Consider the following 15,375-nt stretch of genomic DNA (forward strand, 5'->3'; position numbering starts at 1 on the left):
GACCGTCTACATTCGACAAACGGTCACCGGACCCCCGCCGAAACACGCACGGCCCACGCCGCGTGAAAACCACGTGTCCGGCAAACGGGGACAACCCCAAAGTCGGCTTGGCCGGCTGCACCCACCGGCACCTGGAGCTACTTCAAGGGCCAGATCGGTCACCTCTCCATCTCGGACGCGACGTCCTCGCAGTACATGTGGAGCGACGCAGGCAAGGCGTGGCGGCTGAAGTCCATCACGGACCCGGCCGGCCGCATCAGCGGTCAGGTGACCTACGACACAGGCGGCATCGGTCAGGCGAAGTACGTGCGGGACCGCAACGGTGGCTCGTGGCAGATCACGCAACCGGTCACCGACTACGGGAAAGGCCACTGGCTGGACCAGGAACAGTCGGAGTACCAGTGGCAGGTTCTCGGCAAAGCGGATTCCGGTTGGTTCGCCGACGAGACTGCGCCGAGCACGACCCGCGGCCTGCAACTCGATCTGTGGCATGACGATTGGGGTACGACGCAACCAGGCCGTTCGGCGAGCCCGCCGCGACGTTCCCCAGGAACTACAGCACTGTTGGGAGCTATCCCGTGTCGGGCGCACGGACGGCGTCGATCGAGCTGTGGTTCAAGACCAGCTCGACGACCGGCGGCGCGCTGCTTGCAACGGGCACTCCTTGGTCCAACACGAACAGTCAGGATTCGGTGCCTGTGCTGTACGTGGGCACGGACGGCAAGCTGCGTGGCCGGGTCTCCGACGGGCAGATGGCCATGATCACATCGACCAATCCGGTCAACGACGGCAACTGGCACCACACCGTGCTCGCCACCTCCAGCAGCAGCCAGACGCTCTACCTCGACGGGTCCGCCGTCGGAACCCAACCCGGAGCGGACTGGGACGTCCACGAGCAGCTGCACGTCGGCTGGGCTACGACGGAGGAGTCGGAGTGGCCGGCGGAGCCCGTTGACGCGGACGGAAGGTTCGAGGGATCGCTGACGCATCTCGCGCTCTACCGGCGGGCACTGACACCGGCTCAGGTCAGCGGGCACTACGCCGCCCGCACATCTCAAGACAACTACAAGAACGCGGTGCGCGCCGACGCGCCACACGGGTTCTTCTCGTTCGGCCAGGGCGCCGCGGTGCGGGATCCGCAGGTCGGGAACGCCACGTTCACCAACGTCCAGTTGGACACCAAGCTGATGACAAGAAACGGTACGTCCGGCACGTTCAACGGCACGTCTTCTCACACCAAGCTGCCCGAATGGCAACTGCACGGCCGCGCCCAGCTGAGCACGGACCTCTGGTTCAACACGACCTCCCAGGCGGGCGGGGTGCTGCTCGGCACCTCCGACCGCGCGATCGGTGACGGCACACCGCAGGCAGGTCGCGCCGTCCTCTACATCGGCGCCGACGGCAAGCTACGCGGTCGCTACGGTTCGTCCGGCGAGCCACCGTCCACAGTGGAGCCGGTCAACGACGGTCAGTGGCATCACGTGGCGCTGGCCGGCTGGGCACGAGCCAGGTGCTCTACGTGGACGGCAAGGTCGTCGGCCACCTGAACGGCACCTACGCCGACGACGAGCGATTCGTCTACACCGGCGCCGGGTGGCTGGGCGCCGCCACACACCCGAACCGCCCGGCGGACGACTGGGGCCGGTTCAACGGCACCATCTCGAACCTGGCGTTCCACTCGCGGCCGTTGACCGGACCCGAGGTCATGGCGCGCCAACGCAGCGGCAAGGGCGACAAGCACGAGGTGAAGGTCTACGACCCCTCGCACAACGAACAGGTCTACGGGTTCGACCACGCGCACGGGGACCGGCTGATCTACAAGTCCGACGCCAATCGCGACTTGCAGTACTTCGACTACGACGCGCGCGGCTTCATGGCGAAGGTGACCGACGCCAACGGCAGTTCGACCACCACTGGTCACGACGACCGCGGCAACCTCGTGTCGCAGTCCACCTGTCGCGGCGCCTCGCAATGCAACACCGCGTACTACAGCTATTTCCTCAACCCCGCGGACCCGGCGGACCCGCGCAACGACCTGCTGCTGACCTCGCGCGACCCCCGGTCGGCGAGCAAGGACGACACGTCGTTCCTGACCACCTACTCCTACACGGCGCACGGTGACCTAGAGAGCGTCCGCGGGCCGAGCACCGCTGCCGCGCCGGAAGGTGCGGTCACGAGCAACCAGTACACCGCTGGTAGCGAGGCGGTGCCGTCGTTCGCGGGCACCGGCACTCAGCCGCCGGGCCTGCTCAAGTCCACAACGGACGCCGCGGGTGTCAAGACGTATTATGCGTACAACAGGTTCGGTGACCTGGTCGAGACCGTCGACCCGGCGGGCAAGACGACCAGGTACACGCACGACGGCATCGGCCGTCCGGTGAGCGAGACCGTGCTGTCCTCAGCGTTGCCCGGCGGTTCGGTGACCACGACGACCACCTACGACGGAGCTTCCCGCCCGTTGACGACGACCGGTCCGTCCACCACCGACGCCGTGTCAGGCACCGCGCACCAGTTGCGCGTCAAGAACACGCACAACCCCGACGGCACCCTCGCCTCGCGCTCTCTCGAAGACGTCACCGGCAACGATGCCGCCCGCACCACGTCATACACCTACGACGACCGGGGCCGTGTGGCGGCGGTGACCGATCCGGAGAACGCGGTCACGGGCTACTTCTACGACCAGTTCGGCAACGTCACCAAGACCGTGGACGCGCTGGGCCACGAGACCGTCTTCACCTACACCCCGACCAACCAGCACGCCACCACGGTGGTCAAGGGCTTCGATGGCGACGGGCAACCCGCGCGAGACGTGACGTTCGAGTCGCGTGCCTACGACCCGGCGGGCAGGCTCGCCTCGGTCACGGACGCGATGGGCAGGACGACGGCGTACAAGTACTTCGACGACCGGCTGTTGTCGTCGACCGTGCGCACCGGTTTCCGCAACCCCGACGGCAGTCGCCGGGACATCACGCTCTCGAGCCACGTCTACGACGGCGCGGGCAACGAGATCCGCACCGAGAAGGCCGGTGTGGTGACCGAGCGGACGTTCGACGCGGCGGGCAACCCCGTCCGCGTGGTCGGTGATCCCGCGGGTGCCGCACGGTCGACGGACACCGTGTACGACAAGCTGGACAACCCGGTCACCGTCACCCGCACCGACGGCGCGGGCACGGGTACCGAGGTGGTCGAGTTCGGCTACGACGCGCTCGGCAGGCCGGTGCGGCAGGCCGTGCGCAACGGAGCGGAAACGCTGGCGTCGACCACGATCCGCGACCAGGCGGGCTTGCCGATCTCGTCGACCGACCCGCGTGGCAACGCCGCGGGGGCGACCGCGTCGCAGTTCACGACCAACTTCGCCGTTGACGCGTACGGGCGGGTGGTCACGCAGACCGCGCCGCCGGTGTCGGCCGAGTCTGGTGGGGCGGCGGCGAGCACGATCCGTCCGGTGACCACGACCGGCTACAACACGTTCGGTGAGGTCGTCGCCGTCAAGGATCCCAACGGGAACATCTCGACCACGGCGTTCGACAAGGTCGGCAGGCCGACCACGGCGACCCTGCCCGCCTACACCGCACCCGGTGGCACGGCGGTCAACTCGGTCACCACGACCGCTTACGACAAGCTGGATCGCCCGACGTCGGTCACCGACGCGGCCGGTGGTGTCACCGGGTACGCCTACGACGTGCTGGGCAACCTCACCCGGCGCACGGATCCGGTCGTCGGCACCGATCCCGCCGGTGTGTCGACGTTCCGGTACACACCGCTGGGCGAGCTGCTCGGCGCGACGGGGGCGACCGGCGCGGTCGTCTCGTCGACCTTCGACGACCTCGGGCGCGAGGTCACCTCGACGGTGCACGAGCGGTTCCCCGCTCCTGGCAGGAATCTGACCACGACGACCACCTACAACGACTCGGGCACGATCGCGTCGGTCAAGGCGCCGGACAACGCGGTAACAATGTTCGGCTACAACGGTCTCGGTGAGGTCACGTCCACAAAGGACCCCGTCGGCAAGACGTCTTCGGTCGTGCGTGACTTCGCCGGTCGCGTCACGCGGTCGACGGATCCGCTGGGGCTCAAGACGGACACCGTCTACGATCCGGCGGGCCGTGCGATCGGCACGACCTGGCGCGACGCCGCCGGAGTGGCACTGCGGTCGACGTCGGCCGGCTATGACGCGGCGGGCAATGTCACGGCGCTGACCGATGCCGAAGGTGCGACGACCACCAGGCAGGTGGACGCGCTGAACCGGCTGGTCTCCGAGACCGACCCGGTGACCGCGTCGGGGTCGATCACGATCGGCTTCGGCTACGACGCGGCGGGCAACCAGACCCGCCGCACCGACGGCAACGGCAACGTCACCACGACCACCTTCACCTCGTGGAACCTGCCGGAGTCGGTGATCGAGCCCGTCACGGCCATGCACTCGGCCGCGAACAACCGGACGTGGACGACGAGCTACGACGCCATGGCCCGGCCGATCCGCCTCGCGCAGCCGGGAGGCGTTGTCCGCCAACGCACCTTCGACGCGCTCGGCAACTTCACCAAGGAGACCGGCACCGGCACCGCGGCGTCCACTCCGGACCGTGTGCTCGGCTACGACCGCGCGGGCCGGGTGACGTCCGCGAGCGCGGGCACCGGCACCAACACCTACTCCTACGACGACCGCGGCAACCTGCTCAACATGGCCGGTCCGTCCGGCACCGGCAGCTACACCTACGACGACGCGTCGCGTCTCGTGCAACGCGTCGACGCGGCCGGCACTACCGCCTACACCTATGACCCGGTCGGCCGCATCAAGGCAGCGCTGGATCCGCGAACCGGCTCGACCGCCACGTTCACCCGTGACGACGCCGGTCGTGCGACCAGCGTCGGTTACGGCACGGGCAACGGCACCCGCGCCTACACCTACGACGACCTCAACCGGGTCGTCACCGACACTGTCAAGAACCCGGCAGGGCAGGCCACCGCGTCGATCGCCTACGGCTACGACAAGGCGGACCGGCTCACCAGCAAGACCACGAACGGCCTGGCCGGCGCGGCGGCGAACACCTACACCTATGACAAGGCGAACCGCCTGACCTCGTGGAACGACGGCACCAACCAGGTCGCCTACACGTGGGACAACAACGGCAACCGCCTGACCGCCGGTGCAGTCACGGCGACCTACGACCAGCGCAACCGCCTGCTCACGTCGGGGGACAAGTCCTTCGACTACGCCGCGCGCGGCACGCTGCAGTCGACCACCAGCGGCGGCACGACGGTCAACCAGGGCTTCGACGCGTTCGACCGCCTGGTGAGCGACGGCAGCGCCACCTACACCTACGACGCCCTCGACCGCCGCATCGGCGCCGGGTTCGCCTACAGCGACCTCGGCAACAACCTCGCGACGGACGGCACCGGGTCCTACAGCCGGCTGCCGGGCGGCGAACTGCTCGGTCTCACACAGAACGGCACGAGCGCGTTGACCTACACCGACCGGCACACCGACCTGGTCGGTACCTACACGGCCGCTGGTGCGGTGTCGTCCTCCGCCTCGTACACCCCGCATGGCGAGGTGATCGCGCGGACCGGAGCCACGCACGCGCTGGGCTACGAGTCAGGGTGGGCCGACCCGTCCACCGGACGCGTCAACCGGGCCGCCCGCTGGTACACGCCGGGCACCGGCACGTTCGCCAGCCGCGACGACATCAGCGGGCCCGGCGGGTCCGGGCACGCCGCCTACAACCGCTACACCTACGTGACGGGCAACCCGCTCAACAAGACGGACCCGACCGGCCACCTCGAAAGTGCAGTTGAAGTGACCCTGGCCGGCGTTTTGGTGACTGCAACGGCTCCGATGTGGCCGGCAATGCTGATGGGTGGTGCCGTGATCGTCGGCGGCGTCGTGATCGGCATGGCCATCGGGACAGGAACCGCCAACGCGCCCACCCAGCGACCGCGAAACCCGTACGTGGGCAGACCAGGTGAGAACTACGAGGACGTGGTCTGCCGTGCGGGCGTCGGTTGCGGCAAGCGGGATCCCGGGCCACGCTGCACCGGCCCGTCGTGCAAGACGACCCCGCCGCCGAACCCACCCGCGCCTCCCAACCCAGGGTCGGGGGGCTGCAGAGCCAGGCCTTGCCCGGTTCCGCCCGTGGGGCCGAGCAAGGAGGAACTGGACCAGATCGTCGCTGCGGCGAATGTGCTGAAGAACGCTCTCACCCCATTGCCGAAGCCTCCGTCGGGCGCGACTCTCTCGCCGGAGATCCGCAAGCTCATCGACGACTCGAGCAGGATCCTCGTCACGGTGGTGGGCGGCCAGACGGTCACCCAGCGCATCCCCGAGCCGGGGCCCGGAGAGGCGGACGACCCGCGACTCCCACCGACGAGCACCCAGAACGGCGGTGGCAGCTGCCGCCAAGACTGGCAGTACTACGAGGAGCGGGAGGAGGTGATCTGGAACGGCACGCGTGGCCGCCGAGCGACCGGCGCCATGGCCTGCGTCGTCTCGTCCAACAAGGACCCGCGTGTCAAGCTCAACTTCAACCTGCTCGGCCTGGACACGAGCAAGAAGATCAACCGCTGCCACCTGATCGGCCACAAGCTGAACGGGTCGAACACCGATCTACGCAACTTCGTGCCGTGTCACCAGGACCCGACGAACAACGGCTGGATGTACAAGCAGGTCGAGGCGGCAATCGCCGCCCAGGCGGACAGTGGCAACCCGGTGCTCATGAGCGCTAAGCCGGTCTACACAGCCGACAACCCGAGGCCGGACTGGATCGTGGTGAACGCGGTCGGCGAGAATGGCTGGACCTGTCGCGCTTACATTCCCAATGTGAACAAGCTAGGAGCTGCCTCCAGTGGCATCCCGTTCAGCGGCTGTTGACGTACTGGCTGATGTCGTCGGCTGGTCCGGCCTGCCGAAGTGGCAACCCGATTGGGAGGTGACGGAGCGCCTGCTCGGGCTGGCCCTGCCCGACGACTACAAGGCGCTGCTGGACACCGTGCCGATGGGTGAGTACGCCGGAACTGTGTCGATGAACGCGCCGACCCTCAGAGGGCATGAGGGCGACCTGCTCGCACTGTTCCGGGAGGTGATGTTGTCGCTGAAGAGCGGGCGGAAGAAACCGTACGCGGCCTTTCCGGAGCTTCCCGGCCTGATTCCATGGGCCGAGTTCGACCACCCGATGGGCGGCACGCTCTTCTGGCTGGCCGACGAGGGGAATCCGAACTCGTGGCCCGTGGTCGCCTGGGGTGCGGACGGCAACTGGGAGGAGTACGACGTGGGGGCGGTCGGGTTCCTGATCGCCCTGGTGCGCGGCAAGCTGCCGAGCAAGCTTCTCGCACCGAAGCCGGGTGCGCCGGCGTACCGGACCTCCCAGGACTTGCCTGGCGCGCCGAACAACACGGGGCGGTAGCGGTGCATGAGGCAGTGCGGCGACTCGCCGAGGTGACGGGGTGGACTGGCCGGTCCTATGTGGAGACTTCGTGGGACGTGGTCCACGCGAAGCTGGGCTTCGAGCTGCCGTCCGACTACCGCGACCTTCACGCGGTGTTCCCGCCGGGTACGTTCGATGCGCCGGGTGTCCTGTCTGGCGTCATGGTGCAACCGCCCTACCGGGTGGACGGGGTGCCGGACCACCTGCACCAGTTCGAGGTCGAGATGGAGGAGACGGAGAACTGGAGGCGGGAGCACCCGGAGGACGTGCCGGAGGGCATGGTCCCGTGGGCGCGGGCGGATCGTGAGGGGCTGTTCTGGGTGTGCCGGTCGCCTGATCCGGAACAGTGGACGGTCGCGGTCTCCAGCGGCGGCATTTGGGGCTATGACGACGCCCCGGTGGTGGAGGAGTTCGACTGCGGGGCCGTGGAGTTCCTGATCGGGTTCGTCACAGGCAGCCTGCACAGCCGCGTGCTCGGGCCGGTCGAGGACGTTAGAGCCGTCGCCGGGTTCCGGCCGATCGAGGAATGTGAGTGGCTCAGGATCTCCGAGAAACGTTCGCCCCAAGTGCGTAAGATCTCGTTGCGTGACCTGGGGTTGCCGAACTGACCTGCGGTCACTCCGGGCGGGTCCGTCAAGGAATCGCCGACCGACGGTCTCGGGTGCCGCGGCGGCGCAGGGTGCTACATGCGTGATCCCGGACCAGCGGTCATCCTGGCCCTCGGTGCCGCCATCTACGTCTTCGACCTCAAGGTCGAGGCGTTCGGGATGACGTTCACGGCCGCCGAGATCTGCCGGGCCGGGATCGTGGAACCGCCAGCGCCGCTGCCGACCTACCCCGCCATCCAGTTGCACGAGTCTCCACGAGCCGTCAGTGTCCGCTCATGGGCATGACAGCGCGTTCGCTATGCCCGCCCGGCAGTCCAGCGATAGTGGCCCACAGTGGTAGTCAACTCGCCCGTCGCCCGTCGCCCGGCTGCGGACAGCGGTCGATCTAAAGATCAAAGAATTGGAGTAGGCGGTCCGCAGGAGGTCATCCGCAACCGAAGCAGACGAGCGGTACCGGCGGTCCGTTCTCTGTCGCCGCCGCGAGTGCGGCCACCGGGCGCACGTCGAGGGCGCGCATCTGGTGGTACATCGACATCACCTGCAACGACAGGTCGTCCGGCACGCGACGGACTCCGGCGATCACCGTCGACGTGCCGCTGTACAGCAGGGCGGCGGTGAACCCGAGCATCTCGTTGCCGGTGCGCACGACGTTGCGGCCGATGTCACAGGACGACAGCACCACGTGTGCCGGGACGGCGTCCAGCTGGTGGATGTCGTAGGCCATCAACGGCCCGTCGGCGAGGTCGAGGCGGGAGAACAGGAAGTTGCCGGGTTCGTGGTGACCGTGCGCGGCGAAGTGCACATCGCGCCTGCCGTCGAGCGCGCCCAACGTCGCCGCGACGGTGGCGGAAGGTCCACACAGGACAGTGCTGGAGGGGAACACCTCGGCGACCTTGCGCACCTCGTCCTCGGTGTGTAACAGGTTCGGCCCGGCGACGAGCAGCGGCCCGGCGGCCGCAGGCGACCTCGGACTGCTCGCGGCCCTGAACCACACTGACGCGGACACCGCCACGGTCACCGGCCGCCCTCTCAAGCCGGGCAACAGGTTCCACGGCATGCAACGGCCTGTCGCGGTGCTCGTCACGAGCCGCATCAGCGTCTCCAGCGGCATGCGCATCCCCGCGGGCACCGATGTGGTGCGCCTGGTTCCCTTCACCGAGGACAACATCTCCGCGTGGCTGAAGGTGTGGAACGCCTCCAACGTTGGCTACTTCAAGCAACAGGGCATCGCGCCGCTGGCCGCGGAAACCGTGATGGCACATCACGATCTGGCTGTGCAGCCATTGCTCCTGCTGATGCTCGCGCTCTACGACGCGGCGGACAACGCCCTGCAACGCCACCAGGACAGTCTCGGACGCGCGGGCCTGTACGAGAAGCTTCTCTACAGGTTCGCCAGCCGAGAGATCAACAAAGGCGCTGTGCCCACCTCCGAGGACACCCGAACGCCCGACCGCCACGTCGAGCTGGAACTCGAGCGTTTGTCCGTGGTCGCGTTCGCGATGTTCCGCCGGGGTGCGCAATGGATCACCGCGAGTGACCTCGACGACGATCTCCAGGCCCTTCTCGGCGCGACTCAGCCGAAGCCGTACGGGATGCGCAAGCCGCTGAGCGACGCAGACCGGATCGTCGGCCGATTCTTCTTCGTGCAGTGCGCCAAAGCGATCCGCGAAGAGGAGACGCTGCGTACCTACGAGTTCCTGCACGCCACCTTCGGCGAGTACCTGGTAGTACGGTTCACCTGGCGCATCCTCAACGACCTGCACGTGAGTGAATCTTCTCGATACCATCGCGTGAGCGGAGCGCAACCAGACGACAGTCATCTGCACGCGCTTCTGTCGCTGACTCCGCTCACGTCCAGCAACTCTGTGATCGACTTTCTCATCACGCGCGGTGGTGATGTCCGCGAGCGCGGCAGCGTCCGCATAACGGCGACGTGGAGCTGCCCGTGGGCGGCGAGCGCGATGAGATCCGCGCCGCAGCGGCCGCGTTCAACTCGTCGGAGCCGCCAACAACCGAGCACAGGGCTGGCCGTTTTGTCCGCCGCACGCGTGGACCGGCAGGCGGCGACGCCGACTCGCTCACAGCCTGTTCTCCTGTTACGCACAGGGGTGGTTCGCTGCCCCAGTCGGATGAACGTGCTGCGCCTGAGTTCTCACGGCCTACGCGCTCTGTGCACTGTGAATGCGTACCGTGCGCCTCAGTTCCCGCCGCGCCACGTCGACCGAGGCCGGCATTCGCAACGCCAGCACGCTGCTCGCGTGGGATCCCCAGAACGTAAATGCCTGGGTCAGTAGCACGGACAGCTACGCCGTGTCGCCCAATGGCAGTCCTGCCTGGAACAGCTGAGCCCCCTCTTCAAACGTCGTCTCATCTCGCTGTGGAGCACCTCACCCGTAGACAAGGAGCAGTCATGACAGTCATGACCAAGATCAGTGAGTCCCAGCTGCGCCGAGAGGCCGTGGAGATCGCGCTGTGGGAGATGCCTTCCCCCGAGCCGGACGCCGCCACGATGTCCAAGCTCCCGCTCGACACGGGGAGCAAGGACCAGGCGGTGGGCAACAACGCGGTGGGAGACGGCAGCTCGCTGCCCGACCTGGGGCCTCTGTCGAGCTTCGGCACGTGGGAGTCCGTCGCCAGCACCATCGTGCACAAGGCCGAGACCCTCAGCAACTTCAACCCGGGGAGCTCGAACTTCGACCCGGTCGCTTGGAACAACTTCCTCCAGAAGTTCTCCACGATTCCGTTCTTCCTGACGTACACGTATGACAACCGCCAGGCGTCCATCTCCTCGCTCTCCCTGAAGAACGCCGTCGATGCGGTGTCGGACCTGATCCAGAACATCATGACGCCGGAGAACTTCGACGGCATCGTGACGAGCATCAAGAAGATGGGCACGCTGGCGCTCGAGAACGAAGGGCAGACGGAGAAGAACAGCAACCAGCAGGTCGGGGTCCTGTCGCGCCATGCCAGCCAGCTCTACCTCGGAGCCGTCCGGACCGAGGTGGCGATGGAGTACAAGTCGGGCAAGGGGTACGAGCAGCTGCAGCAGAGCCTCTACGTCTACCGCGGCTACGGCGTGCTCGACTTCGACAAGTGCATTCGCAACGCCAGCACGCTGCTCGCGTGGGATGGCCAGGACGTGGATCAGTGGGCGGGCGGGACGGACAGCGCCACGCTGCCGCCCAACCAGAGCCCCGCCTGGAACCAGTAAGTCGGTTCAAGGCCTTTCTGCAATCCACCGGACTCCCGGTGTGAGCCCCCCGCGTGGACAGCCTGTCCACGCGGGGGGCTGCCGCCCTGGGAGCCCTTCACCCCAGGCAGGTCCCGTGTTCTCCAAAGAAGCGCTGCCTCCCGGGGGAGCGACGGCCTCGACCTTCACCCAGGTCCTTGCCGAGAACCTCGGCCACTCGGACAGTGGCTACACCTTCATCCACGAGGACGGGCGCGAGCACTTCGTGAACTGGTCGGAGCTGTCGCGGGAGGCCCTGCGCCGGGGGCGCCAGCTGCTCCAGAGCGGCCTGCGCAAGGGAGAGCGCATCGCGCTCATCGTCCCCGAGGAACAGGAGTTCGTCCTCACCTTCCTGGGCGCGGTCTCGGTGGGCGTCATCCCTGCCCCCATGTACCCGCCCATGGGCTTCAGCAAGTTCGAGGCGTACTGCGAGGACGCCGCCCACATCCTCCGCGCCGCGGGAGCCCGCGTGCTCGTGATGCCGCGGAGCCTGGCGGACCTGCTGGACCCGCTCCTGCAGGCGGTCGAGGGCCTGCGGGCCGTCGTCTCGGAGGAGTTCTTCGCCGAGCCACTGGTGAGGAGTGCGCCGCAGCCCGAGGCGATCCTCCCGGAGGACGTGATGTTCTTGCAGTTCACCTCGGGGAGCACGGCGGCCCCCAAGGGAGTGCGGGTCACGCACGCCAGCGTGCTCGCCAACTGCGCGGCCATCATCAGCGCCCTTCGCCTCGAACGCGGGCGAGACCGGGGCGTGAGCTGGTTGCCCATGTACCACGACATGGGGCTGGTCGGTTTCGTGCTGGCGCCGCTGATCGCGCGCTGCCCGGTGAGCTTTCTCCCGACGCTGCGCTTCGCGCTCTCACCGAGGCTCTGGCTGGAAACGGTGAGCCGCCACCGCGCGACCGTGACCTTCGCGCCCAACTTCGGCCTGGCGTTGGCCGTCAAGCACACCTCGGCTGAGGAGATCCAGCGGCTGGACCTGTCCTGCTTGAGGGTCGTGGGCTGCGGCGCCGAGCCCAACCACCCGGAGACGCTGCGCTCCTTCGCGGCGCACTTCGCGGCGGCGGGGCTGCGGCCGGGGGCAGTGGTGCCGTGTTATGGCATGGCGGAGGCGACGCTCGCGATCTCGTTCAGCGAGATCGGAGTTCCGCTCGCCCTGGACGTCATCCAGAAGGAGCCCTACCACGCGAGCGGCCTCGCGCGGCCCGCCTCCGAGGCGGAGGTCCCTGGGTCGCAGGTGGCGTTCGTGCCCTGCGGACCCCCCATCGCGGGTCACCGAATCCTCATCGTGGATGACGAGGGGAATCCGCTCCCGGAGCGGCACATCGGCGAGGTGGTCTTCCAGGGGCCGAGCGTGGCTGCGGGCTACCACGGTGACGCGGAGGCGACCCGGCGGAGCTTCACGGCTCACGGCCTGCGCACGGGGGATTGTGGATACCTGGCGGACGGCATCCTCTACGTGACGAGCCGCAAGAAGGACCTGCTGATCATCAATGGGCGCAATCACGACCCCCAGACGGTGGAGTGGGCCGCGGCCGAGGTGCCCGGCCTGCGCAAGGGCAACGTCGTGGCCTTCACCCGGCCAGGCCGGGCTACCGAGGAGGTGGTGATTGTCGCCGAGCTCCGCGGGGGGGACGCCGCCGCGGTGGCGCGGCAGGTCCGCGGCCACATCCAGACGAAGCTGTCCCTGCCCGTGGCGGAGATCCTCCTGCTGGCGCCAGGGGAGCTGCCCAAGACCTCCAGCGGCAAGGTGAAGCGGAGCAAGACACGGCAGCAATATCTCGAGGGAGCTCTCCGTGGTGGAGCGCTCTACCAGGCGAGCTGAACACCGTCCACACACCCTCAATGAGGAGCTGCCATGAACACCCGTCTGACCCGCCACGAGCGAGAGCGGCTGTACTCCCTGATCCGCGAGAAGTTGGACCTCGGCGGCGCCGAGTGTCCCGAGGAGATCAAGAACACCACCATGGTGAGAGAGCTGCCAGGGGTTGACTCCATGACGCTCCTCCGCCTGCTGGGCGCGGTCGAACTGGGCTTCCAAGTCAACCTGGGCTTCGAGGCCATCCCCCAGGTACAGACGGTGCAGGACATCGAGCGGTTGATCTGCGAGTCGCGCGAGCAGGACGCCGCGCGCCCATCCTGACTGCCGGAGGACGACCGTGAGCACTCTGATTCAAGAGCAGTTGCGGCGGGAAGCGTTGGAGATTGCCATCTGGGCGGAGGGCAGGCAGGCGCCCCCACCCGAGGTGCTGGCGAAGCTCGAACTGCTGGGCCCTGACGGCCGCGAGCTCGACGATGACAGCAACCAGGAGACAGGGGTTGGCAATGCCTGTGGCGGGGATGACAGTGGGCTGCCCAGCCTGGGGCCGCTGGCGTCCTTCGGCTCATGGCAGTCCGTGGCCGCCACCATCTTGCGCAAGACCGAGGACTCCGCCGGCTTCGATCAGTCATCCACGGTGTTCGATCTCATTCGGTGGATCATCTTCGAACTTCAGTTCGAAACGATGCCGTTCCTCACCAGCATCACTGGCGACAGCCGCAGTGTGTCCATCTCGTCCCTCTCCCTGTCGCCGGCCATCTCGGCGGTGACCGAGCTGGTCGGAGGGCTGGTGACGGCGGACACGCTCACCGGCGTCATCAACTCCATCAAGAAGATCGGCCAGCTGGCGGTCCAGAACAACGGGCAGCAGGAGAAGGACAGCAATGTGCAGCAGGGGGTCCTGACCGTGGTGAATGGGGATCTGCGCCTCGGGCTGCTCCGAACCACGGTGCAGATGGAGTACAAAACAGGCAAGGGATACCAGCAGCTCAATCAGCAGATCACCGTCAGCCGCCTCTTCGGGAGCCTCGACTACGGCATGTGCATCCGCAACGCCGAGACACTGCTGGAATGGGACGGGCAGGACGTGAATGGCTGGGTGAACGGCGCCTCCAGCTCTCCCTACCCTCCCAACACCAGCCCCGCATGGGGAAGCTGAGTCGACGCCACTTGACGTCCCACAAGCCAGCTCATCTTGGTGAGACGGGCTGAGTGCGAGGGCGCGATGGGAGCGGGTCATCGAGGTGAGATGGTTGCCAGCCGCTTTACCTGACTATGCGGTGAAGGTGATGCGAGCGGCGGGTACCTCGAGATTCGAGCTGGTTCCGACAGCGGAGGCACTCCACTGCTGCCGGCCACGCGGGTTGGTCACATATTTGGAGACGTAGCACTGGGTCGTCAACCCCCGGCATGCCGATTTCTTCACGCCGGACCCCGGTCCCCGGGTGGCGAGCCAGACGCCGAGGATGATCTGGTTGCCGGTGCACTCGGTTTGCCCGCCGAACAGAATCCGATTCCCGACCACAGTGGCGTCCACGTAGGTTCGGCACTTTTTGCCGCCCCCTGCTGGTACCCAGGGACCCCATGCCTGCCAACCTGTCGCCGTCGCGGCGACCGACCCCGCAGTGGCACCTGAACCGGGTTCGGCGGACGCCGGGCTCGCCACTAGAGCCAGCATCCCGATCACTGTGATGCCAGACAGCAATGCTCCGGCGCGGATGAGTCTTGATGCCATCACGATTCCCTTTCGGTGCATTTCATGGATCCGGAATCCGGATGGATTCGGGTGGGTCGTGCTGGCACCAGCTTCATCACAGCGCGTTGGGAACCCGCCAAATATGCGTTGAATCGCCTGCTCAGGATTGGTACGCAGGGATAGTGGAGGGGACGACCGTGGATCCCGACAGCTGGATGTCGTCGTGGGGATGATGGGTGACGGCGCACGGCTGGCCCTCCGGCTCGTCAATCATGGTTCGGACAGCACGTGGTCATGCTCGCCGCCGCGTACTTCGCGTGTGCTGGTCGCTCGGACTGGCTTTCATCCAGCCCAGCGTGGCCGGGCTCGTGCTCGTCATCGCGGTCGAGTTCGGACTGATCACTTGAAGTCCACAACGTCATGCTCCATCGAGTCTTTCCCTCGCGGGCACACATCATCGACACCGCGGAGTTGCACACCTTGCTCGGCCATGCCCTCGACCACAACCCCAGGGTTCCGGCAAAGTCGTGTCGGTGCTGGTCAGGGGTGGATTCCGAGGAGTGTGAGTGGTCGGGTGAAGTCTCGGCTGGTGTGGCGGAGGCCGG

11 protein-coding genes are annotated in these 15,375 nt (G+C 67.2%); 10 read left to right on the forward strand and 1 reads right to left on the reverse strand.

The features are described 5' to 3' along the window. Nucleotides 1–497: 497 nt before the first annotated feature. The 5 genes from FXN61_RS37525 to FXN61_RS37545 all read left to right on the forward strand — a co-directional run bounded on the left by FXN61_RS37525 (nucleotide 498) and on the right by FXN61_RS37545 (nucleotide 8,314). On the forward strand, nucleotides 498–1,547 hold the full coding sequence (locus FXN61_RS37525; protein ID WP_167978679.1) for a LamG-like jellyroll fold domain-containing protein: 1,050 nt from the start codon (nucleotides 498–500) through the stop codon (nucleotides 1,545–1,547). Beyond that, nucleotides 1,472–6,868 (forward strand): RHS repeat-associated core domain-containing protein, encoded by a 5,397-nt coding sequence (locus FXN61_RS37530; protein WP_167978680.1) that lies wholly within the window; start codon nucleotides 1,472–1,474, stop codon nucleotides 6,866–6,868. The genes FXN61_RS37525 and FXN61_RS37530 overlap by 76 nt, the downstream gene beginning before the upstream one ends. Next, nucleotides 6,843–7,400 (forward strand): SMI1/KNR4 family protein, encoded by a 558-nt coding sequence (locus FXN61_RS37535; protein ID WP_167978681.1) that lies wholly within the window; start codon nucleotides 6,843–6,845, stop codon nucleotides 7,398–7,400. The genes FXN61_RS37530 and FXN61_RS37535 overlap by 26 nt, the downstream gene beginning before the upstream one ends. Nucleotides 7,401–7,402: 2 nt before the next feature. After that, nucleotides 7,403–8,029 (forward strand): hypothetical protein, encoded by a 627-nt coding sequence (locus tag FXN61_RS37540; protein ID WP_167978682.1) that lies wholly within the window; start codon nucleotides 7,403–7,405, stop codon nucleotides 8,027–8,029. Between the two features lie 78 nt (nucleotides 8,030–8,107). After that, nucleotides 8,108–8,314, forward strand: coding sequence for a hypothetical protein (locus FXN61_RS37545; protein ID WP_167978683.1), 207 nt, complete (start codon nucleotides 8,108–8,110; stop codon nucleotides 8,312–8,314). 139 nt (nucleotides 8,315–8,453) lie between these two features. Here the strand turns inward: FXN61_RS37545 and FXN61_RS37550 are convergent, their stop codons facing one another. Beyond that, nucleotides 8,454–9,140 carry a CHAT domain-containing protein gene (locus FXN61_RS37550; protein WP_246292478.1) on the reverse strand — a complete coding sequence of 229 codons (687 nt, stop codon included), beginning with the start codon at nucleotides 9,138–9,140 and terminating at the stop codon, nucleotides 8,454–8,456. Here FXN61_RS37550 and FXN61_RS37555 point away from each other — a divergent pair. The 5 genes from FXN61_RS37555 to FXN61_RS37575 all read left to right on the forward strand — a co-directional run bounded on the left by FXN61_RS37555 (nucleotide 9,103) and on the right by FXN61_RS37575 (nucleotide 14,233). Further along, nucleotides 9,103–10,323, forward strand: a complete 1,221-nt coding sequence (locus tag FXN61_RS37555; protein ID WP_223165776.1) for an NACHT domain-containing protein — start codon at nucleotides 9,103–9,105, stop codon at nucleotides 10,321–10,323. The two genes, FXN61_RS37550 and FXN61_RS37555, sit on opposite strands and share 38 nt — an antisense overlap. Nucleotides 10,324–10,439: 116 nt before the next feature. Beyond that, complete coding sequence (locus tag FXN61_RS37560; protein WP_246292479.1) at nucleotides 10,440–11,240, forward strand: hypothetical protein; 801 nt, start codon at nucleotides 10,440–10,442, stop codon at nucleotides 11,238–11,240. A gap of 115 nt (nucleotides 11,241–11,355) precedes the next feature. Further along, the gene (locus FXN61_RS37565; RefSeq protein WP_167978685.1) at nucleotides 11,356–13,080 is read left to right on the forward strand and encodes a fatty acyl-AMP ligase; all 1,725 of its coding nucleotides are present in this window, start codon (nucleotides 11,356–11,358) and stop codon (nucleotides 13,078–13,080) included. 33 nt (nucleotides 13,081–13,113) lie between these two features. Further along, nucleotides 13,114–13,398 carry an acyl carrier protein gene (locus tag FXN61_RS37570; protein ID WP_167978686.1) on the forward strand — a complete coding sequence of 95 codons (285 nt, stop codon included), beginning with the start codon at nucleotides 13,114–13,116 and terminating at the stop codon, nucleotides 13,396–13,398. A 16-nt stretch (nucleotides 13,399–13,414) separates the two neighbouring features. Further along, nucleotides 13,415–14,233 (forward strand): hypothetical protein, encoded by an 819-nt coding sequence (locus FXN61_RS37575; RefSeq protein ID WP_167978687.1) that lies wholly within the window; start codon nucleotides 13,415–13,417, stop codon nucleotides 14,231–14,233. Nucleotides 14,234–15,375 lie beyond the last annotated feature (1,142 nt).

The organism is Lentzea indica (assembly GCF_012184385.1).
Classification (GTDB): domain Bacteria; phylum Actinomycetota; class Actinomycetes; order Mycobacteriales; family Pseudonocardiaceae; genus Lentzea; species Lentzea indica.

Coding starts and splice junctions, on each gene's coding strand:
- FXN61_RS37545 (WP_167978683.1), top strand. CDS start 8,108: ATGCGTGATCCCGGACCAGCGGTCATCCTGGCCCTCGGTGCCGCCATC.
- FXN61_RS37550 (WP_246292478.1), bottom strand. CDS start 9,140: ATGCCGCTGGAGACGCTGATGCGGCTCGTGACGAGCACCGCGACAGGC.
- FXN61_RS37560 (WP_246292479.1), top strand. CDS start 10,440: ATGACAGTCATGACCAAGATCAGTGAGTCCCAGCTGCGCCGAGAGGCC.
- FXN61_RS37570 (WP_167978686.1), top strand. CDS start 13,114: ATGAACACCCGTCTGACCCGCCACGAGCGAGAGCGGCTGTACTCCCTG.